Source organism: uncultured Lacinutrix sp. (genome assembly GCF_947500605.1).
GTDB lineage: Bacteria > Bacteroidota > Bacteroidia > Flavobacteriales > Flavobacteriaceae > Lacinutrix.
Genome location: NZ_CANMSJ010000010.1, coordinates 1 through 21,402 on the forward strand (window position 1 = coordinate 1; position 21,402 = coordinate 21,402).

General features: G+C 33.2%; 16 protein-coding genes. 6 read left to right on the forward strand and 10 right to left on the reverse strand.

Annotated elements, in window-relative coordinates; genetic code table 11:
• A partial coding sequence (locus Q0935_RS13100) for a PKD domain-containing protein (protein WP_299386985.1) occupies positions 1 to 3,467 on the reverse strand: 3,467 nt, incomplete at its 3' end.
• Between the two features lie 11 nt (positions 3,468 to 3,478).
• Positions 3,479 to 3,949 carry a hypothetical protein gene (locus Q0935_RS13105; RefSeq protein ID WP_299386988.1) on the reverse strand — a complete coding sequence of 157 codons (471 nt, stop codon included), beginning with the start codon at positions 3,947 to 3,949 and terminating at the stop codon, positions 3,479 to 3,481.
• A gap of 262 nt (positions 3,950 to 4,211) precedes the next feature.
• Here Q0935_RS13105 and folE point away from each other — a divergent pair, with 262 nt between their 5' ends.
• The 6 genes from folE (at position 4,212) to Q0935_RS13135 (ending at position 9,336) form a co-directional block, all read left to right on the forward strand.
• Positions 4,212 to 4,883, forward strand: a complete 672-nt coding sequence (folE, locus tag Q0935_RS13110) for a GTP cyclohydrolase I FolE (protein ID WP_299386992.1) — start codon at positions 4,212 to 4,214, stop codon at positions 4,881 to 4,883.
• Between the two features lie 138 nt (positions 4,884 to 5,021).
• Positions 5,022 to 6,503, forward strand: a complete 1,482-nt coding sequence (cysS, locus tag Q0935_RS13115; protein ID WP_299386997.1) for a cysteine--tRNA ligase — start codon at positions 5,022 to 5,024, stop codon at positions 6,501 to 6,503.
• A 79-nt stretch (positions 6,504 to 6,582) separates the two neighbouring features.
• Positions 6,583 to 6,804 carry a membrane protein insertion efficiency factor YidD gene (gene yidD, locus Q0935_RS13120; RefSeq protein ID WP_299254251.1) on the forward strand — a complete coding sequence of 74 codons (222 nt, stop codon included), beginning with the start codon at positions 6,583 to 6,585 and terminating at the stop codon, positions 6,802 to 6,804.
• Positions 6,805 to 7,052: 248 nt separating this feature from the next.
• On the forward strand, positions 7,053 to 7,988 hold the full coding sequence (gene lgt, locus Q0935_RS13125) for a prolipoprotein diacylglyceryl transferase (RefSeq protein ID WP_299387001.1): 936 nt from the start codon (positions 7,053 to 7,055) through the stop codon (positions 7,986 to 7,988).
• A complete protein-coding gene (locus Q0935_RS13130; RefSeq protein WP_299387006.1) occupies positions 7,988 to 8,485 on the forward strand; it encodes a DUF192 domain-containing protein in 498 nt (165 codons plus the stop codon). The genes lgt and Q0935_RS13130 overlap by 1 nt, the downstream gene beginning before the upstream one ends.
• Entirely contained in the window at positions 8,485 to 9,336 is an 852-nt protein-coding gene (locus tag Q0935_RS13135) for an alpha/beta hydrolase (RefSeq protein WP_299387011.1), read from the forward strand. Before Q0935_RS13130 ends, Q0935_RS13135 begins: the two co-directional genes overlap by 1 nt.
• A gap of 189 nt (positions 9,337 to 9,525) precedes the next feature.
• Here Q0935_RS13135 and secDF read toward each other — a convergent pair whose 3' ends face one another.
• The 8 genes from secDF to Q0935_RS13175 form a co-directional block, all read right to left on the reverse strand.
• Positions 9,526 to 12,549, reverse strand: a complete 3,024-nt coding sequence (gene secDF / locus Q0935_RS13140; RefSeq protein WP_299387016.1) for a protein translocase subunit SecDF — start codon at positions 12,547 to 12,549, stop codon at positions 9,526 to 9,528.
• Positions 12,550 to 12,750: 201 nt separating this feature from the next.
• Positions 12,751 to 13,350 (reverse strand): hypothetical protein, encoded by a 600-nt coding sequence (locus Q0935_RS13145; protein ID WP_299387019.1) that lies wholly within the window; start codon positions 13,348 to 13,350, stop codon positions 12,751 to 12,753.
• A gap of 196 nt (positions 13,351 to 13,546) precedes the next feature.
• Entirely contained in the window at positions 13,547 to 14,473 is a 927-nt protein-coding gene (locus tag Q0935_RS13150) for a malate dehydrogenase (protein ID WP_299387024.1), read from the reverse strand.
• 82 nt (positions 14,474 to 14,555) lie between these two features.
• A complete protein-coding gene (locus tag Q0935_RS13155) occupies positions 14,556 to 15,581 on the reverse strand; it encodes a DUF6588 family protein (protein WP_299387027.1) in 1,026 nt (341 codons plus the stop codon).
• Between the two features lie 95 nt (positions 15,582 to 15,676).
• Complete coding sequence (gyrB, locus tag Q0935_RS13160) at positions 15,677 to 17,626, reverse strand: DNA topoisomerase (ATP-hydrolyzing) subunit B (protein ID WP_299387031.1); 1,950 nt, start codon at positions 17,624 to 17,626, stop codon at positions 15,677 to 15,679.
• 308 nt (positions 17,627 to 17,934) lie between these two features.
• A complete protein-coding gene (locus Q0935_RS13165; RefSeq protein WP_299387036.1) occupies positions 17,935 to 18,525 on the reverse strand; it encodes a 2OG-Fe(II) oxygenase in 591 nt (196 codons plus the stop codon).
• Between the two features lie 207 nt (positions 18,526 to 18,732).
• Positions 18,733 to 20,397, reverse strand: coding sequence for an asparagine synthase B (asnB, locus tag Q0935_RS13170; protein WP_299387040.1), 1,665 nt, complete (start codon positions 20,395 to 20,397; stop codon positions 18,733 to 18,735).
• 346 nt (positions 20,398 to 20,743) lie between these two features.
• A complete protein-coding gene (locus tag Q0935_RS13175) occupies positions 20,744 to 21,373 on the reverse strand; it encodes a 7-carboxy-7-deazaguanine synthase QueE (protein WP_055435748.1) in 630 nt (209 codons plus the stop codon).
• Positions 21,374 to 21,402 lie beyond the last annotated feature (29 nt).

Consider the following 21,402-nt stretch of genomic DNA (forward strand, 5'->3'; position numbering starts at 1 on the left):
TGCACACCTACATAAATAGTTTGCATGTTTGGTACAACGTTAGTATACGGACTCACTAATGGGTTTGCTTGTGCATCAGCATCGGCTTGTGTGAAATAATACGTTACAGCGTATGCTGGATTACCGCCTGAAATTTCGTTGTTTTTTAGGGTTAAATCTATTTCTGTTATTCCATCTGGTGTACCGTCGTCACAAACTTCTAGTGGTGTTGGTACGACTATGGTTGGTAGTGGATTAATTATAACTGTATTTGAATCAGTTAAAGCACTAGTACAAGTTGTTGTTGGATTATTTATAGACTCTAAAGTCATCGTTTGATCTACAGTTGGAGCTACTATTGTAATAACAGATTCTCCTGCAGCATCAAGTGTAGTTTGTAAAGTTCCTCCTCCATTAATATTATAATCTACAATATTACCAGAAACTCCTGTAATAGTAAATACAGCATCTTCACCTATACAAACAGCTGTATTACTAGTAAGTGTTACTGTTGGATTTGCAAGCACTGTAACGGTTGCAGTATCTGTTAAAGTTCCAAAACAAGAAGTAACCGGATTAGTTACTGTTTCCAACAGAATAGTTTGATCTACTGTTGCAGCCGTAATTGTTACAATCGCTTGACCTGTTGCATCAATAGTTACTTGTTGCGTAGCACCTCCATTAATTGTATAGTCTACAACATCATCTGTAGTACCATTAATAGTAAAAATTGCATCTGCTCCTGAACATATATCTGTATTTGTTGTTAAAGATGTTATAACTGGATTAGCTCCTATAGTTACAGTGTTAGTTTCGGTTAAAACACTTGAACATGTAGTCGCTGGATTAACAATAGATTCTAAAGTAATAGTCTGATCAACTGTTGCTCCTGCAACAGTTACCACTCCTTCTCCAGCGGCATCTAATGTTACCTGCAATGTTCCTCCTGCATTAATATTATAATCTACAACATTACCAGCATCTCCAGTAATTGTAAATATTGCATCTCCTCCAGAACAAACACTTGTATTACTTGTCAATACAACTGTTGGATTTGCATTAACTACAACAGTTTCCGTATCTGTTAAAGCAGCAGTACATGTTGTAACTGTATCTACAACAGATTCTAATGTTATTACTTGATTTGTAGTTACTCCTGTAACAGTTATTACCGCCTGTCCAGCAGCATCAAGAGTTACTTGTTGCGTAGCTCCTCCATTTATATTATAATCTACAACATGATTAGCTGTACCAGTAATTGTAAATATAGCATCCTCACCAGAACAGATATCAGAGTTCGTTGTTAAAGATGTAACCTCCGGACTTGGGTTTACAATAAGATCAAATTCTCCTAAAGGATCTGTAGTTACATTAACGCATGTAGCATCTGCTGTTAAGGCCACTCTAACAAAAATAGGCTGCGGATTACTTGTGTTATCATATAAACTTACTAAAGCATTTACACCAGCAGCTGCGTCTGCTAGAGATGCATAATAAGTTACTGTATAATCTGAAGCTGATTGCGTTCCTAATATTATTAAGTTTTGAGATTCTAAATCAAAAGACTCAACACCATCATTAGAAATATCATCACAAAGCACCATATCCAATGCTGGATTGATTACTGGCTGTGCAGTAATGTTTAATGTAAACGAATCTGTTTCAAAACAACCCGAAGTTAAATATTCTATTCTAACAAATATTGTTTGAGGCGTTCCTATTATAGCTGTTGAAGAATAAGTTGTTGGATTAGGAATCTCATTATTTTCACTATCTGCATCCGCCTGGGTCTCATAATATGTAATAATTTGGTCTGCAGGATTAACCGCTGGTCCATTTATTACAGCATCATTTTCTGTTAAATCGAAAATATAAGGTGGAGCTCCTGGGTTACATAAAAATAAATTATCAGGTGCTGCTGTTATAATTTCTGGCAACACATCAATACAAACTGTTTCTTCGTATTCACATCCAAAATCATCTGTAGTTCTATAAGTATAACAATATTGTCCGGCTGCTGGAGGAGCTACCGTAATAGTATTTCCTGTAGTAACAGTTATTGTTGGATCAGCATCCCATCCTTCTGTTACAGTTGTTGGTGTAAAAGATAATTCTGGTGGTTGTAAGTTTGGATCAAACTGTATACTCCAAGAAAAGATAAAACCATTATCTGCTCCTAAATTATCAATAATTTGAATACACCAATCACCATTTAACGGGCTACCTAAAAGTGTATTTAAACTACCTTCTGGTAAATATGTTCCTGGTGCTATAGAGTTACCTGCCGGATTACTACCTGCATTTATTGTTGGTCCGTTTTCTAAAGTTACCGTTCCTGCTGTAGAAAAACAATAATCTGCTCCAACTCCTGGTGTATTAGTACCATCATCATTGGCTCCACCAAGATAAGTACCTCCACCTCCTGGGTATTGTTTTAAAACGGCTACTGCTCCAGTAGGACTAATAATATTAATATCTAAATCTCCTAAATAAGAGTGTTCCATGTTAACACATATACCTACAATTTGATTTATGTCTGTTAACGTTTGAGCAGAATCGTAACAATCTACAGTAACACATGTTGAATAAGAAGCACCATTTCCATCTGGTAAAAATGTTGTCCCACTAACTGGCGGTGTACAATCATTTATAAACTCGGTTGGAGTCACAACTCCTGTTATAGTTGTAGTGTCACCATAACACAACACATCACTCACTGCTTGAGTACCAGTAAAATCTGGTTCTGTACCAACTTGAATAACTTGATTAATTAAGTTTGTATTTGAACAACCTGTTCCAGGTGCTGGATCTGTATTGGTATCCGTAATATTTAAATTTACAATATAAACTCCAGGATTAGGATAAGAAAATGTTGCTGTTTGTCCAGCCATAGTATTACCATCTCCTAAATCCCACTCGTAAGTAGCTCCTGTTCCATCTACAGAAAAATCCCCACTACCACTAAGTGTAACGTCTTCACCCGGACAAACCCAAATGTAACCGTCTCCATTTGGAGCTGGTGTAGAACTATCTAATTGAGAAACTATTGTTTGACAAGGTTCAAAACAAGAAATAGTTGCTGCCCAACCTGTAGTTGTAGCAGTACCGTCTGAAGTAAACACTATAGTTATACAACCTGTTGCATTATTAGGGGTTGCAGATACAAAACCTGGATTATTTGCTGCTCCTGCTCCAGAATAAGTTCCAAAGTTATTAGCAGTAATATCATCTCCATCATAAAAAGTAATTGTATCACTTCCTGTTTGTGTACTAAATGCTGTAAAATCAAGTTGAACTAGATTTCCAGCAACATCAGGACAGATAGTAAGTGTAAAATTCTCACCATCACCATAGTTTGCTGCTGCTCCTCCAGAATCATATAAAGTACCAGAGCATTGTGTTATTGTTCCTGTTTGCATCAAAACATCTTGAGCCAATGCAACAGTCGAAATAAATAAAAATGTAATTAATAAAGTAAACTTATTCATTGTTGTTTTTTTTATTGGTGTTGAGATAGTATTACGATGAAAAAATCAGTGTTCAGAATCCTATAAATTCTTGAGCCTCTTCCGTGAATCTCAAGATTATATTTTAAAATATTAAAGGTGTTTTTATTATAAGAAGTATCGAAAACTAATTCTGAATTATAAGCATTAAATAATCCTGCATCGGTTAAAGTTTTATACTTTTCAGTATTACCTACTAATTCTGGCATTTCTTTAATAACAATTCTATTTCTAAGTAAGTTTTTTAAATCTTTCAATTTTTGTGGCCTATCTAACACATAAGCATCTAATTTATCTGCATAAACTTCTTTAAGAAAAGAAAGTTCTTGTGATGTTAATGGTGCCTTAACATTGTCATTATATTTAACCAACTTAAGTGGTTGCATTTTTGAGGATTGTGCAGTTACACTAAAGATGCTAATTGCAAACAATAAGGCAAAGCTGTAAAGTAGTTTGATTTTCATATATAAATACCGTTTTTAAGATGCTAAAAATAGCAAAAAATAATTAACTTTTTGTTAATATTCAATGTTCTAAAATTATAACAACTTAAATATAAAAACTCCTACCTTGTTGCACTCATTTTTTTATTACTTATCTTTGCAGACTTAATGAAATTTGGCTTATACACTCCACGTTTTATTAAAATAGTATCATTAAAATGAAGCCCTTTTAGTCTACTTTATTTTAGTGTATTAAATATGACTATAGCTAGAATTTGAACAGATGAAAATTGAGAATACTACAAACGACGAGTTAGGAGAAAACCATGTAGGAACATCTACAGATACTCCAATGGCGGCTGATGCCTTTAAGCTTTCGGACAAAGAAAAAATAGAAATAATAAAAGGCGATGTTCGTCATATTATGGAAACGTTAGGACTAGACTTAACAGACGACAGTTTAAATGGCACACCAAATCGTGTTGCTAAAATGTTTGTTAATGAAATTTTTGGAGGTCTAGACCCAGAAAAAAAACCAACAGCATCGGTTTTCGATAATAAATATAAGTACGGAGAAATGCTTGTAGAAAAAAACATTACAGTTTACTCTACTTGCGAGCATCATTTATTACCAATTGTTGGTAGAGCACATATTGCTTACATATCTAACGGTACTGTTGTTGGCTTATCTAAAATGAATAGAATTGTAGATTATTTCTCAAAACGTCCTCAAGTACAAGAACGTTTAACTATTCAAGTAGTAAAAGAACTTCAAAAAGTATTAAATACAGATGATGTTGCTTGTGTTATAGATGCTAAACATCTATGCGTAAACTCTCGTGGTATTCGCGATATTGAAAGTAGTACAGTAACTTCAGAATTTGGTGGACAGTTTAAAAACAAAGAAACTAAACGTGAGTTTTTAGATTACATTAAATTAGAAACTAAATTCTAAAAAGCAAAATAATTAGAACTTCTTTTAAAAGAAAACTATAAAATTATTAGCTTAGACGTCGAAATCTATAACTAATAAATTAACGCATTCGAAAATCACTTTTTAAACAAAGTCTTTTTCAGCTTTATATTATACAACATGCAACTTTACAAGAATCAACACATAAAAGTCTATAATTCTTTAACCGGAAAAAAAGAACCTTTCGAAACTATTACAGAAGGAAATGTTGGTATGTATGTTTGCGGACCTACAGTTTATAGTAATGTACACTTAGGAAATGTAAGAACATTTATGTCTTTCGATATGGTGTTTCGTTACCTAAAACATTTAGGTTATAAAGTACGTTACGTTAGAAACATTACAGATGCTGGACATTTAGAAAATGATGCAGATGCTGGAGAAGATAAAATTACTAAAAAGGCTCGTTTAGAAGAAATTGAACCTATGGAGATTGTACAGCGTTATACTGTAGATTTTCATAATGTATTAAACCAATTTAACTTCTTACCTCCTAGTATCGAACCTACTGCAACTGGTCATATTATAGAGCAGATTGAACTTATTAGCACTATTATAGATAATGGTTTTGGTTACGAAGTAAATGGATCTGTTTATTTCGATGTTCATAAATACAACGAGACTAACAATTACGGTATTTTAAGTAAACGTAAGCTTGAAGATTTAATACACAATACACGTGCTCTGGACGGACAAAGTGATAAAAAAAATCCACAAGATTTTGCACTTTGGAAAAAAGCAGAGCCTACACATATTATGCGTTGGCCATCGCCTTGGAGCGACGGTTTCCCAGGTTGGCATTTAGAATGTACAGCCATGAGTACAAAATACTTAGGCGAACAATTCGATATTCATGGTGGTGGAATGGATTTAAAATTCCCTCATCACGAATGTGAAATTGCACAAAACCAAGCTGCAAAAGGAAAATCACCAGTAAATTACTGGATGCATGCAAACATGTTAGAACTTAACGGTTCTCGCATGAGTAAATCTACAGGGAACTATATTAATCCTGCCGAATTACTTTCTGGCAAAAACGACATTCTATCTAAAGCCTACAATCCAAATGTAGTACGCTTTTTCATGATGCAATCTGCATATAGAAGTGTTTTAGATTTAACAGACAATGGATTATTGGCCAGCGAAAAAGGTTTTAATCGTCTAATGAATGCTGTTGATGATTTAGATAATTTAAAAACTTTAAACGCTTCTTCTTTCGATGTTAAAGCATGGAAACAGACTTGTTACGATGCCATGAACGACGATTTTAATACTCCTATTTTAATCGCCAACTTATTCGAAGCCGTAAACCATATTAACGCTGTAAAAGAAGGAAGCAAAACCATTTCTAGCGAAGATTTAGAAGTATTTAAAAGCGCATTACACACATTTGTTTTCGAACTATTAGGCTTAAACAATGCAAAAGATTCAGCCGAAGGCACAGAAAAACTTTCTGGAGCGGTAGAATTACTTATAAAATTAAGACAAGAAGCTAGAGCGAATAAAGATTTCGCTTTGTCCGATCAAATTCGCGACGAACTAGCCGAAGTTGGCATAACTTTAAACGACAGCAGAGAAGGCACAACCTTTTCTACAAACTAGTCCGTAGACTGTCATTCCTGCGAAGGCAGGAATCCAAAAAAAAAAAAAGGTTCCTACCTTCGTAGGAATGACAAATATTGTGAAAAAAATATTAATAGCACCTTTTCTATTTATAATAAAAGTATATCAAACTTTTATATCTCCATTTACACCAGCCACGTGTAGATACCAACCAACCTGCTCTCATTACACAAAAGAAGCTCTAGAAAAGCATGGTTTTTTAAAAGGCATGACATTGAGCATAAAACGTATTTTTAGTTGTCATCCTTGGGGAGGCAAAGGCTATGACCCAGTTCCGTAATTATTTTTAGGGCGTTCCTTTTTACTTATAACTTACAAGGTGAAAAACCTTGAAAGCTAGCAAAAAGTCAGGCTCTCAAGGCTCGCTTTTTTTCGAAAATAAAAAAAGAGCTCAAACAAACCTTTCCATCCTTAACGCGCATACCAATGGTTTTGTTTAAAATAAACATTGTGGTTTTGTTAATGATTTGTGATATACTAAAATAAATAGAGCATAAATACTATATTTACAATCACAAAAAACAATCTATGTATTTATTAGAATTCAACTGGAATCCTATAACAGGAATTGATATTATTGGGAATTTCAAAATTCATTTTTATAGTCTAATGTGGGTTTCTGCATTTGTTGTAGGATGGCATATAATGAAACGCATTTTTAATAGAGAAAATGTAAACATCGAATATCTTGATCCTTTATTTATCTACACCGTTTTAGCAACTATGCTAGGCGCACGTTTAGGTCATGTTATTTTCTATCAACCAGAATTATTTTCTCAAGATTTCTTTAGCGTTTTCTTACCATTCCATTTTAATCCAAGATTTGAATTTTCAGGATTTTCAGGACTCGCAAGTCATGGTGCTGCAATAGGTATTATTGTTGCCATGTATTTATACAGAAGAAAGTATAATTACAAATCTTTAATGTGGATTTTAGACCGCATTGTAATTCCAGTAGCTTCGGGTGCTGTATTTATTAGAATTGGAAACTTTATTAATTCTGAAATAGTAGGTAAATTATCTGGAGATTTTCCATTAGGAGTTCGTTTTATACAAGAAGAATACACTAAAGGTGAAATTGTAAAACTAACAGGAATTGCAGACTATAAAGAAGCATATCGTGCCGTTTCTAACGACCCTAAATTTATAGACTTATTACAAGCTGTTCCTTATAGACATCCTGCACAATTGTACGAGTCGTTTTGCTACATTTTTGTATTCTTAATTCTATTGTACTTCTACTTAAAAACTAACAAAAACAATCAACCAGGTTTCTTATTTGGTCTCTTTTTAGTATTACTATGGACGGTTCGTTTCTTTGTCGAATTTGTAAAAATTGCACAAGTAGATGGACGAGATGATTATATTTGGTTTATGAATACTGGACAAGTATTAAGTATTCCTTTTATATTAATTGGTTTATACTTTATGTTTATTTACAAACAAAAATCTAACTACAACTAATGAAGACATTTAAAATAGCAATACTATTATTAAGTTTTAGCTTAACTATTATAGCTTGTAAAAGCGAACCAAAATCTATTAAGCAACCCGAAGTTACTTTTACTAAAGAAGGTGAGCTTACATTATACAAAACTACAGCAGATACTATTATAGCCAAGCTAGACATTGAAATTGCAAAGACACCTTTTGAAATTGAAACAGGTTTAATGTATCGCGAATCGATGAAAAAGAACCAAGCGATGTTGTTTGTTTTTAACGAAATTAGAGAGCGTAATTTTTACATGAAAAACACACGTTTTCCTATTGACCTTATCTTTTTAGACCATAACAAAAAGGTGGTTAGTTTTCAAGAAAACGCACAACCATTTAACGAAGCTTCTTTACCATCTAATGCTTTAGCACAGTTTGTACTAGAGGTTAATGCTGGTTTAGCCGAAGAATGGCTATTAGAAGTTGGTGACAGAATGGACTATTTTGTATTTAAGATTGAAGAGTAATGGAACAAAAAGTTGTAGAAATAGAACAGTCTAATAAACACTCTATTTTTACAACTCAATTTATACCTAAAAATTCTAACGCTAAAAGTATTGTAATATCATCTGCAACAGGTGTTTTACAATCTTACTACGCTAATTTTGCCGAATATTTTTGCGCTCTAGGTTTTACAGTTTATACTTTTGATTATTCTGGTATTGGATTATCTCATGGTAAAGGCGTAAAAAATAACACTTCTAACTTATACGATTGGGCTTCTAATCAAGCATCAATTTTACGTTTTGCAAAGTCGAAAAATCCTGAACATAAGATTACACTAATTACGCATAGTATTGGTGGGCAACTTATTGCTTTTAACAAAAATATTAAGCTTGCCGATTTTATTATTACTGTTGCTTCGCAATCTGGTTATTGGAATCTTTTTAAGGGTTTAGAAAAACCAAAGATGTTCTTATTCTGGAATGCTGTTATCCCAATTGCAAATTCTTTATACGGATATTTTCCTGCAAGAAAACTAAAGCTTTTCGAAAACCTTCCAAAGCGTGTTGCTTACCAATGGCGGGTTTGGGGAAATAGAAAAAACTACTTTTTATATACTGCTAAAAAAGAAGATTTACACCTAGACTCTATTACTTGCTCTATTAAAGTTTTAAGTTTTCCCAATGATGCATTTGCGCCAAAACAAACGGTAGATTGGTTATCTAAGCTTTTTACTAATGCTAAAGTAGAGCGATTACATTTAGAACCCGAAGTATTAAATGTACCAGATATTGGACATTTTGGCTTTTTTAGAGAGCGTTTTAAAACCTCTCTTTGGCTAATAACAAAAGAATGGATTGAAAGCAATACTTAGGCTAATGCGTTAAGGATGGAGCAATTGTTGGAGCTCCTTGAAAAGAGCGACTTGCGAGAGCCTGACCTTGCTTTTCGCAAGGGAACGCCCAAAAGAAAACCATTGAATTCTATTGTACGTTTGTTATAAATAAAAAAAAGCCTTTCAGTATAAAACTGAAAGGCTTTTTAATATTAAGGAATTTAAGAATTATGCTTTCGCTCCTTCTTCTAATTCTTCTTCTTTTACTTTGTCTCTTAATGCATCTGCAGCATCTCCTTTAACTGAATCGAACATAACTGGTGTTGCGATAAATAAAGATGAGTATGTACCTACAACCACACCTACAATTAAAGCAAACATGAATCCTCTAATAGATTCTCCACCAAATATAAAGATGGCTAATAATACTACTAAAGTAGTTAAAGAGGTGTTTAATGTTCTACTTAATGTAGAGCTTAAAGACTTGTCGATAACTTTACCGAATTCCCAATCTGAATGTTCGTTAAAGTACTCACGAATTCTATCGAATACTACAACCGTATCATTTAACGAGTAACCAATTACGGTAAGAATCGCTGCTATAAAGGCTTGATCGATTTCTAATGAGAATGGCATAAACTTGTATGTAATAGAGAATACTCCTAATACGATTAATACATCGTGGAATACTGCTGCTACTGCACCAAGTGAGAATTGCCATCTTTTAAAACGGAATAAGATATAAAGGAATACTACAATTAATGATCCTAAAACAGCCCAGAAAGACTCTTGCTTGATATCATCTGCAATTGTTGGACTTACTTTATACTTCTTCATTAAACCTGCTGTTTTACCTTCTTTATTAGAGATAAAATCGGCATAGCTCATTCCATTTAAATGTGGTTGTAAAGCATTGAATAAGATTTCTCTCATTTCATTATCTGCTTCTTCTGATGCTTCGTCAATTCTAAATTTAGTTGTAATTTTTAACTGGTTATCGTCACCAAAAGTTTTAGCATCTGCACTACCAAAAATCGCTGGATCTGATAATGTAGCACTTATTTCTGAAGAACTTACTGGCTGATCGAAACGTACTTGGTAAGTTCTACCACCTTTAAAATCTACACCTTGATCTAATCCGTTAGTAAATAATGATGCTAAACTTCCAAGAATTAATACTCCTGAAATGATGTAAGCTAATTTACGTTTCTTTAAAAACTCAATATTGATGTTTCTAAATAGGTTTTTAGTAATTCCTGTAGAGAAATCTAATTTACCACCTCTGTTAACATACCAATCTACAAGTAATCTTGTAATAAAGATTGCTGTAAATAAAGAAGTACCAATACCTACTAATAAAGTAGTTGCGAAACCTTTAATTGGTCCTGTACCAAATAAGAATAAAATTAAAGCAGTTAAACCTGTTGTAATGTTGGCATCCAAAATAGAAGACAATGCATTACTAAATCCGTCTTTTACAGCAGATTTTTGGTCTTTACCTTTTCCTAATTCTTCTCTAATACGTTCGAAAATAAGTACGTTTGCATCTACAGACATACCTATTGTTAATACAATACCTGCAATTCCAGGTAACGTTAATACAGCTCCTAATCCTGATAAGATACCAAAGATTAATAAAATGTTTAATGCCATTGCAACATCTGCAAATGCACCTGCTTTACCATAGTAGAAAAACATCCATATTAATACTAATGCTAATGCAATTAAAAATGACATTGTACCACTATCGATAGCTTCTTGACCTAAAGTTGGTCCAACCTCATCACTCTGGATAATACTTGCTCTTGCTGGTAATTTACCTGCACGTAAAACGTTAGATAAATCGATCGCTTCGTTAATTGTAAAGTCTCCAGAAATCTCTGAACGACCTCCTGCAATTTTACCTCTACTAATTCCTGGAGCAGAATACACAACATTATCTAAAACAATAGCAATGTTACTTCCTTCTTTGTATGCACGATCAGTCATTTCTTCCCAAGTTTTAGATCCCGCAGCATCCATTTGCATGTTTACAACTACTCTATTTGCTGAATCGTAACCTTCTCTTGCATCATCAATACTACCATGTAATGGTGGTACATTATCTCTGTTACCTTCTAAAACGTGTAAAGTTGTTACTTCACTATCTTTTTTAGGCTTTTCGAATACAAATTTTATATTCTTTGCAGCTGCTGGACGCATTGCGATAGCCTCTTTAGAATTTAACATTTCTAATACTTTCTTCTGGTCTGTAAGTTTTACTAAACCAGCTCCAGAATAATATCCTGTAGAGTTTACTGCAACTAAATCGTAAAACGGATTAACAACTACTGCTGTTTCGTCTTCTGCTCCAGTTAAATCTCCAATAATATCATCTGCAGTTTCTTCTCCTGCTTCTTGAGTAGCATCTGCTTCAGTATCTACTGCAGCAGTTTCTTGTTTCGCTTTTAAAGCGTTGTTTAAATCGTTAAAGTACTGACCTAAATCTTGTGCTTTGTAACCAAACCAAAATTCTAATTCTGCTGTTCCTGTAATTAATGCTTTTGCACGCTCTACATCTTTAACACCTGGTAACTCAACTAAAATACGTCCAGAAGAACCTAAACGTTGAATGTTTGGAGATGCAACTCCAAATTGGTCAATACGTGTACGTAATACTTGTAATGCAGAGTTTATAGACTCATCTATTTTTTTAGATAATGCTGATTTTACATCAGCATCACTCATTCCAATTTTTACAGTTCCAGCTTCTACTAAAGAACGTGTTCCAAAGATATCTGGAGATGCTAATTTTTTATCTCCTTTAATAGCATCGAAAGCTACGTAGAAAGACTCAATATAATCATCTTGAGAGTTTGTTTGTAAAATATCAGCATCATCTAATGCTTTGTTAAACACAGGATCTTTTGTGTTATTTGCTAATCCTTTTAAGATATCTCTTACAGATACTTGTAAAATTGCTTCTAAACCACCTTTAAGGTCAAGACCCAATTTCATTGCATTGTCTTTAACCTTAGCGTAATCTTCACCTAAAAACACGCTTTCTGTTACTCCAGAAAGAGAATCAAGGTAGTTTGCTTCAAACGCTTTACGTTTCTCTTTAAAGTCTTCAACATCTGTACTAAATTTTGCTGCAGCTATTTCTTCTGCGTTTTTCTCGATCGCATTGTTTTTAAACGAGAAAGACAATTGGTAAATACTTACCAGTCCAAATAAAACTGCGAACAGCTTTACTAATCCTTTATTTTGCATTGTTTTGTTATTTGCGTCAGTTTTTAATTTCTATTTCTTTAATCGAAGCTGACAATTGTTAGTAATGGTTTTAATATTAATGGATAGTTTTCTGTATCAATTATGAAAACTATAATTTTGAAACAATAACTACAGCCGAAGCTTTACATTACTATTTCAAAAAACGTTTATTATTTAGGAAGTTTTATAATACTATTCCTGTTACGAAACTGGTCCAGCTCGACATTCAGGAATTTGGTGAGGAATATTGTTTATTGCAATTGCAATAGTTTTGTTTTGTTTGTAAGCAACTAGTACTTCTATATTTTTTTCGGCTGAAGTAATCTCTGTTGCATAAAGAAATACGTTTGGATTTGAAAATCTGTCGTAATCTTGCTTAAGTTCGAACATTAGCTTTCCACCAGACCCGAAACCTGCATCACTACTTTTTGTGATTTCGAAAACATCGAGATTGTAAGTTTGTTCTTTTGGGAAGTCTGACTGATTATCTTCTTGAGAAGCATAATCGACTGCTAGTGCGGTTGCAGCTAAAGCATCTTTTACGTTAGCAACTGTAATATCACTAAAGTATGAAATTACTAAGCGTCCATTGGATTCTTCTCGAATGTCTACTTTAGAAACACCTATTGTTTTTAATTGCTCTTTTACATTAGCAATAGCAAGCTTAGCTTCGTTTGAAGATATGGTCGTACTAGAAAACTGTAATACAACCTCTTGGTTTGGAATCGTCAAATTCTCTTGACATGCACCAAACAAAGCGAGTATTACAATTAAAGTACCAAAATACCATTTCGTCTTCATGCGCCAAATATAAAAAATTTAAGGCTGTATTACTACTGTCTTTGTATAAATATTACAGTGTTAAATCACTTTAAATCAACTTATAAAGTCTAATAAAAATAAAAAACCTCACAATTCTATTATTGTGAGGCTTCTTTAATGTATTGTTTAAAATTTGTAAGACTTATAAATCTTGCAAGTTTCTATTATATACTTATTATAATTCTAATAATCCATTAGTTTTCTTAACACCTTCAGCAGACTCTGCTAATTTTGCTTTTTCAGCATCTGTTAAGCTAATTTCAACAATTTTTTCAATTCCGTTAGCACCTAAAACACAAGGTACTCCAATTGCTAAATCATTTAATCCAAATTCTCCAGCTAATAAAGCAGAACATGGGAATATTTTTTTAGTATCACAAGCAATTGCTTGAACCATTGCAGATACTGCTGCTCCTGGTGCATACCAAGCAGAAGTTCCTAATAAACCTGTAAGCGTTGCGCCTCCAACTTTAGTATCTTGAACTACTTGTTCCATTCTTTCTTCAGATAAAAACTCTGAAACAACAACACTGTTTCTTACCGCTTTACCTATTAATGGCACCATACCTTTATCGCTATGTCCACCAATTACCATTCCATCCACATCGCTAATAGGTGCTCCTAAAGCTTCAGCTAAACGATACTTGAAACGTGCAGAATCTAAAGCGCCACCCATACCAATAATTCTATTTTTTGGTAAACCTGTAGTTTTATGCACTAAATATGTCATTGTATCCATTGGATTAGACACTACAATAATAATTGTATCTGGAGAATGCTTAATTAAGCTAGCAGATACCATTTTTACTATTCCTGCATTAATACCAATAAGCTCTTCACGAGTCATACCTGGTTTTCTAGGAATTCCTGAAGTAATTACACAAACATCAGAACCTGCTGTTTTAGAGTAATCGTTTGTACTTCCTGTTATTTTTGTATCGAAACTGTTTAATGAAGCGGTTTGCATTAAATCCATTGCTTTACCTTCGGCAAAACCTTCTTTAATATCTAAGATTACAACTTCGCTTGCGAAATCTTTAATAGCAATATATTCAGCACAACTTGCACCTACTGCTCCTGCTCCAACTACTGTTACTTTCATTTTAATATATTTTTAGTTTGTGTATAAATTTAAAGTACGAATTTACAAATTTTGCTTCAAAAAACGGTTAAAAACTAGACTTTTAAAAGCTGAAATTCATTCCTACTGAAGCACTATTAAAATCTGCAATAGTATAAGCTGCGTTTAAACCGAAAAAACCTAGACTTAAATTAGCTCCAACTGTTGTTAATACTCCTGTAGTATCCGATTTTATTGAGAATGGATCTTTTATTTCATCAGAATAAACAGTTTGACCTAGAACTTCACCAGAAACACGATATGTTCCTAGTAGATCTGTCGTATTCTTTCCGCTTAAATAACCAACAGAAGCATAAAAATTAATTATTTTTAGTTTTGTGCCAACTATTAATTGGTATAACATTGTATTGGTTTCAGTCTCAATTTGCTGATTTTCTCCATCTACAACTCCTGTATCTGTAAAATCGTAACTACCATCTAAATGCGTATAAGCTATTAATCCAGATATTGATATTGGAAGCACTTTATCTGCTGGTAAAAAAGAGGTGAAATCTTGCTGTATTCCAAAACCGTATAATCCTACTTTTACATCTTCTTGATCAACTTTTGGAAAATAACGTCCTTTTATCTGCGTTCCTTTAAAAGGAGAAAAACTAGCTTGTAAGAATGCCGTTGGCACTAAATTTATGTTTGCAGAACCTATTCCTGTTGGAAGCTCTAACTCTGTTGTTTGCTCTCCAAATATAGGATCATCATATGTTACCTCAACAAAAATAGCTGGATCATTATGTCCTAAAGCTGTCGATACCGGCTTACTCGTACTACCGTCTTGAAAACGTATGTTTTCGTAATCGTTAGTATCTAATATAAACTGCTTGTCTACATCATTAATAAAAGTTCCATTACCAATAATTGAAAGCTCGAAACCAAAACGTTTTGGTGTTTTTGCATTATTAAACCAACCTGTGTTAATACCATAAGCCAAACCATCGTTTGCAGGTTTTATATAATTTGCAGAAAAACGTTCTGCATCTGCTACACCAGCAGCTAATAATTGATCTAAATTATCTTGCGCGTTAGTACTTAAAGTCGAAACTAAAGCAACTACAATTAATCCTATTTTTTTCATTTTAATATATGTTTAGATTTGGGTTCTACATTTATTAACGCAAAAACACCTTCAATAGTTTTACTGAAGGTGTTTTTTTAGTTTTATTTTAAGTGCTATGCATCAATATTTGCATAAACAGCATTCTTTTCTATAAACTCACGACGCGGTGGCACTTCGTCTCCCATTAACATTGAGAATACTCTATCTGCCTCTACTCCGTTATCAATTTGAATTTGACGTAATGTTCTAAACTCAGGATTCATTGTAGTATCCCAAAGTTGCGTTGCATTCATCTCACCAAGACCTTTATAACGTTGTATTTTTGCTCCATCACCATATTCAGCCATAAGCGCTAAACGTGCTTCGTCATCCCAAGCGTATTGTTTTTTAGCTCCTTTTTTAACTAAGTATAAAGGTGGTGTTGCTATATAAATATGTCCGTTCTCTATTAATTCTTTCATGTATCTAAAGAAGAACGTTAAAATTAAAGTTTCAATATGTGAACCATCAATATCGGCATCACACATGATTACTATTTTATGGTATCTTAATTTTGAAAGGTTTAATGCTTTACTATCTTCTTCGGTACCTATTGTTACACCCAAAGCAGTAAATATATTTTTAATCTCTTCGTTTTCAAAAACCTTATGCTTCATGGCTTTTTCAACATTAAGAATCTTACCACGTAATGGTAAAATAGCTTGGAACGCTCTATCACGACCTTGCTTTGCAGTACCACCTGCCGAATCTCCCTCGACAAGATATACTTCACATTTTGCAGGATCTTGCTCAGAACAATCAGATAATTTTCCAGGCAAACCACCTATACTCATTACTGTTTTACGCTGTACCATTTCACGAGCCTTTTGTGCTGCGTGACGTGCTTGAGCTGCTAAGATTACTTTTTGTACAATAACTTTAGCATCGTCTGGATTTTCTTCTAAATAATCAGATAACATTTCTGACACCGATTGACTTACCGCTGCAGAAACTTCTCTGTTTCCTAATTTAGTTTTTGTTTGTCCTTCAAACTGTGGCTCTTGAACTTTTACCGAAATAATAGCTGTTAAACCTTCACGGAAATCGTCACCAGCAATATCAAACTTTAATTTGTCTAACATACCAGACTCATCCGCATACTTTTTAAGCGTATGTGTTAAACCACGTCTAAAACCAGAAAGGTGTGTACCACCTTCATGTGTATTAATGTTGTTTACATAAGAGTGTAAGTTTTCTGCATATGATGTATTATAAATCATTGCAACCTCAACAGGCACTCCATTTTTTTCACCTTCAAAAGAAATAACATCTTTCATTAAAGGTTCTCTTGATGCATCTAAAAACTTGATAAATTCTTTTAATCCTTCTTCAGAATGAAACGTTTCTCCTTCAAAAGAGCCATCTTCTTTAGTAAAACGCTTATCAATTAAATGTACTGTAATACCTTTATTTAAATACGCTAACTCACGCATTCTACTAGCTAATGTATCATAGTTATATTCTAAAGTTTGAGTAAATATTGTTGCATCTGGTCTAAAAGTAACTGTTGTTCCTCTTTTATCTGTATCCCCAATTGCTTTTACAGGATATAAAGCTTTTCCTTTAGAATACTCTTGTTCCCAAATTTTACCATTTCTAAAAACAGTAGCTGTTAAGTGTTCTGATAATGCATTAACACAACTTACACCAACACCGTGAAGTCCACCAGATACTTTATAAGAATCTTTATCGAACTTACCACCTGCACCAATTTTAGTCATTACAACCTCTAGTGCCGAAACGCCTTCTTTTTTGTGTAAATCTACAGGAATACCACGACCATCATCTTCTGTAGTAATCGAGTTATCTTCGTTAATAGTTACTGTAATATTATCACAATGTCCAGCTAAAGCTTCATCAATAGAGTTATCTACAACCTCGTATACCAAATGGTGCAATCCACGTACACCAACATCTCCAATATACATTGAAGGACGCATACGTACATGCTCCATACCTTCTAAGGCCTGGATACTATCTGCAGAGTAATTATGCTTATTAAACTCTTCTTTCTTTTCGCTCATATATGTATTATTTTATATTGCTTTATTTAATTTTATTGAAACTGAAAAACTGATTTTTCAGCGACAACCAAATATACGAAAACATTAAGGCCCTACAACGTTGTTTAACGAATTAGCCTATTTTTTATTAACAATTGTTGATTTTGAGAAAGTCGCTTAAATCGCTTAAAAATACCCTTAAATTTAATTTTGCGTGTTTTTTATTCTTCGTAAAAACAAAAAATCAAAAAAATCGCTAAAACATGCGCTATTAAAATCTCGTTTTTGATTACAAATCTCTAAAACAGTATAATAATTAACATTTAATATTATGATTTTAACCAACCCGTAATACTCATTCTAGAAGTATTAGTCACTAAAACTTCATGCTCGATCTCATTACTTTTAAAGAAAACACATTTAAGATTATCTGGAGAAATTATATCGATTCCAGTTTCTTGATATAGTTTTAATTCTCCACCGTCTTTAGACAACCAACCACTATTTAAGTACATGATTATAGAAAAAACGCGACTATTATCAGTTTTAAACTGATCTATATGCTTTTTATAAAAAGCACCTTTTTCGTAGAGTGCATAATGAAATTCGTAACTTTTTATTCCGGCAAAGCAAGTTTGATTGAGATACAACACGAATTCGTCTATTAAACTGAAGAATTGCTTCTCATAAATATTATTATCTGCTTTATTCAACCAAAAAATCTTATCTCTTCTTATAGAATTATCGTGATTAAACAAATGAGAATTAGCAATACCTGCTAAACTTAAAGCCTCATTTTCGTAAAGTGATAATAAATTTGATTTTAATTGAAAAGCTAAGTCTTCATTTAAAAAAGCTTTAGATATACCTACACGCTTTTCTAAAAAGCTTGAGATAATTTCCTCGAAGTGCGTTTGCACTAGGTTATTTAAAAAAGAATGTTAAAATTACTATATATTTCATAACACAAGTTATTTAATTACAGCAATTTTGTTAAAAAACAAAACCGCTCTATTAGAGCGGTAAATGTATGCTAAAAAACGGTATGCACTTTCGTTTATTGATAGTATTTAATTTGTAATAAAAATAACAGACTCTACCACTCTTCCTAGAGAACCAAACACGTATTAATATGCTTTATCATGCACATTTGCAATGGCACGACCAGAAGGTTCGTTCATGTTCTTAAATGCCTCATCCCACTCTAAAGCAATAGCTGTACTACAAGCTACACTTGCCTCTTGAGGCACACTTAATGCTGCAGCATCACTTGGAAAGTGCTCTTCAAAAATTGAACGGTAATAGAATTCTTCTTTATTTTGAGGTGTTTGTATTGGGAATCTATATGCTGCATTCTCCATCTGCTCATCTGTTACTACTGCATCTACAACTTCTTTAAGCGTATCGATCCAGCTATACCCAACACCGTCGCTAAACTGCTCCTTTTGCCTCCACGCTACACTTTCTGGCAACATGTCTTCAAATGCTTTACGTATAACCCATTTTTCCATGCGTTCTCCGTTAATCATTTTATCTTGAGGGTTGATGCGCATTGCAACATCCATGAACTCTTTATCTAAAAATGGTACACGTCCTTCAATTCCCCAAGCTGCTAAACTTTTGTTAGCTCTTAAACAATCGTACATGTGTAATTTATCTAATTTTCTAACCGTTTCTTCATGAAACTCTTTTGCATTTGGCGCTTTATGAAAGTATAAATAACCTCCAAAAATCTCGTCGGCACCTTCACCAGATAAAACCATTTTAATACCCATAGACTTAATAACTCTTGCCATTAAATACATTGGTGTACTTGAACGAATAGTTGTGATGTCGTAAGTTTCAATATTATAAATTACATCTTTTATAGCATCTAAACCTTCTTGGATTGTAAATTTTATTTCGTGATGTACAGTTCCAATATGGTCTGCAACTTTTTGAGCAGCTGCTAAATCTGGAGAACCTTCTAATCCTACTGCAAATGAATGCGTTTGTGGATACCAAGCTTCTTTTTCATCTCCAGTCTCAATACGTTTTTGTGCATATTTTTTTGCTATTGCTGATACTACTGAAGAATCTAAACCTCCAGAAAGTAACACTCCATAAGGAACATCGCTCATTAATTGTCTGTGCACAGCAGCTTCTAAAGCCTCTTTTACCTCAGCAATACTTGTTTCGTTCTCTTTAACTGCATCATATTCACTCCAATCTCTTTTGTACCATTTTACATATTCACCATCTTTACTAGACATATAATGTCCTGGAGGAAATAATTCTATTTTAGTACAAATACCTTCTAAAGCTTTTAACTCTGAAGCAACATAAAAAGTTCCGTTTTGATCCCATCCTATATATAAAGGAATGATTCCCATATGATCTCTTGCAATAAAATACTCGTCTTTCTCTGTATCGTAAATAGCAAATCCAAAGATTCCATTCATTTCATCTACAAAGTCAACTCCTTTTTCTTGGTATAAAGCCAAGATAACTTCGCAGTCACTTTCTGTTTTAAAATCGTACTTACCTTCAAATTGCTTACGTAATTCTCTGTGATTGTATATTTCACCATTTGCCGCTAATACTAATTTATTATCAGGACTAAATAACGGTTGTTTTCCAGAAGCTGGATCTACAATTGCTAAACGCTCATGAGCTAAAATAGCTTTATCATCACTATAAATACCAGACCAGTCTGGTCCACGATGACGAATGGTTTTAGACATTTCTAAAACCTGAGGTCTTAAATCTTCACTTTTTTGTTTAAGGTCGAAAGCACATACAATTCCACACATAACTTATATCTTTTAAATTCTTTTTATTATTGATTGTGAAGCAAATATTAAATTAATGTTTCATTTTTAAAACACATAACCCTTAAATGCTTTCATATTAAAACTAAAATTAACATTTTAAATATTAAATGAAATTATTTCAATTGAATTTTACGAAAAAAGATTTAAAATTAAAATTCAGAAAACAAATTATTAAGCTATTGTAAGAAACAACAAAGATAAAAGCACTAAAATTCACAAAACATTAAATAAACGACATAAAAAAACACGCTTCTTTCAATAAAAAAGTAAGCGTGTTATTTATTATAAATAGATAGAGAATCCCTAAAACCAAGGATCATCTATTTTAAGGAATATTTAAATACTTATGTGTCTGTAAAGAGACTTTCCATTTTGGGTTAGCCATAACGTAATCTACAATTAAAGGTACCATTGTATCTCGCTTACTCCATTCTGGTTGCAAATATAAAATACAATCTCCATTTACTTTAGCAGCTTGCTCTTCCGCGAAGCGAAAATCGTCCTTATTAAAAATAATACATTTTAGTTCGTTGGCATTATCGTAAACGCCTTGTGTTGGGAGTTTCATCTTTTTTGGAGACAAACAAATCCAATCCCATTGTCCAGACAACTCATAAGCGCCAGAAGTTTCAATATGAATACTCATATCTTCGGCTTTTAACTGCTTTGTTAACTCCGTCATGTCCCAAGTTAATGGCTCACCACCTGTAACTACAATAGTCTTGCTGTATTTTTTTGCATTTGCAACAATTTGTTCAATTCCTGTAGGAGGATGTAATTGTGCATTCCAACTTTCTTTAACATCGCACCAATGGCAACCAACATCACAACCACCAATTCTTATAAAATAAGCAGCAGTACCTTTATGGAATCCCTCACCTTGTATGGTATAAAACTCCTCCATTAAAGGTAACATTTTTCCTTGATTTACTAAATCTTGAACTTCTTCCGTCATAGCTTGCAAAGATAGAAATTAAGTTAATC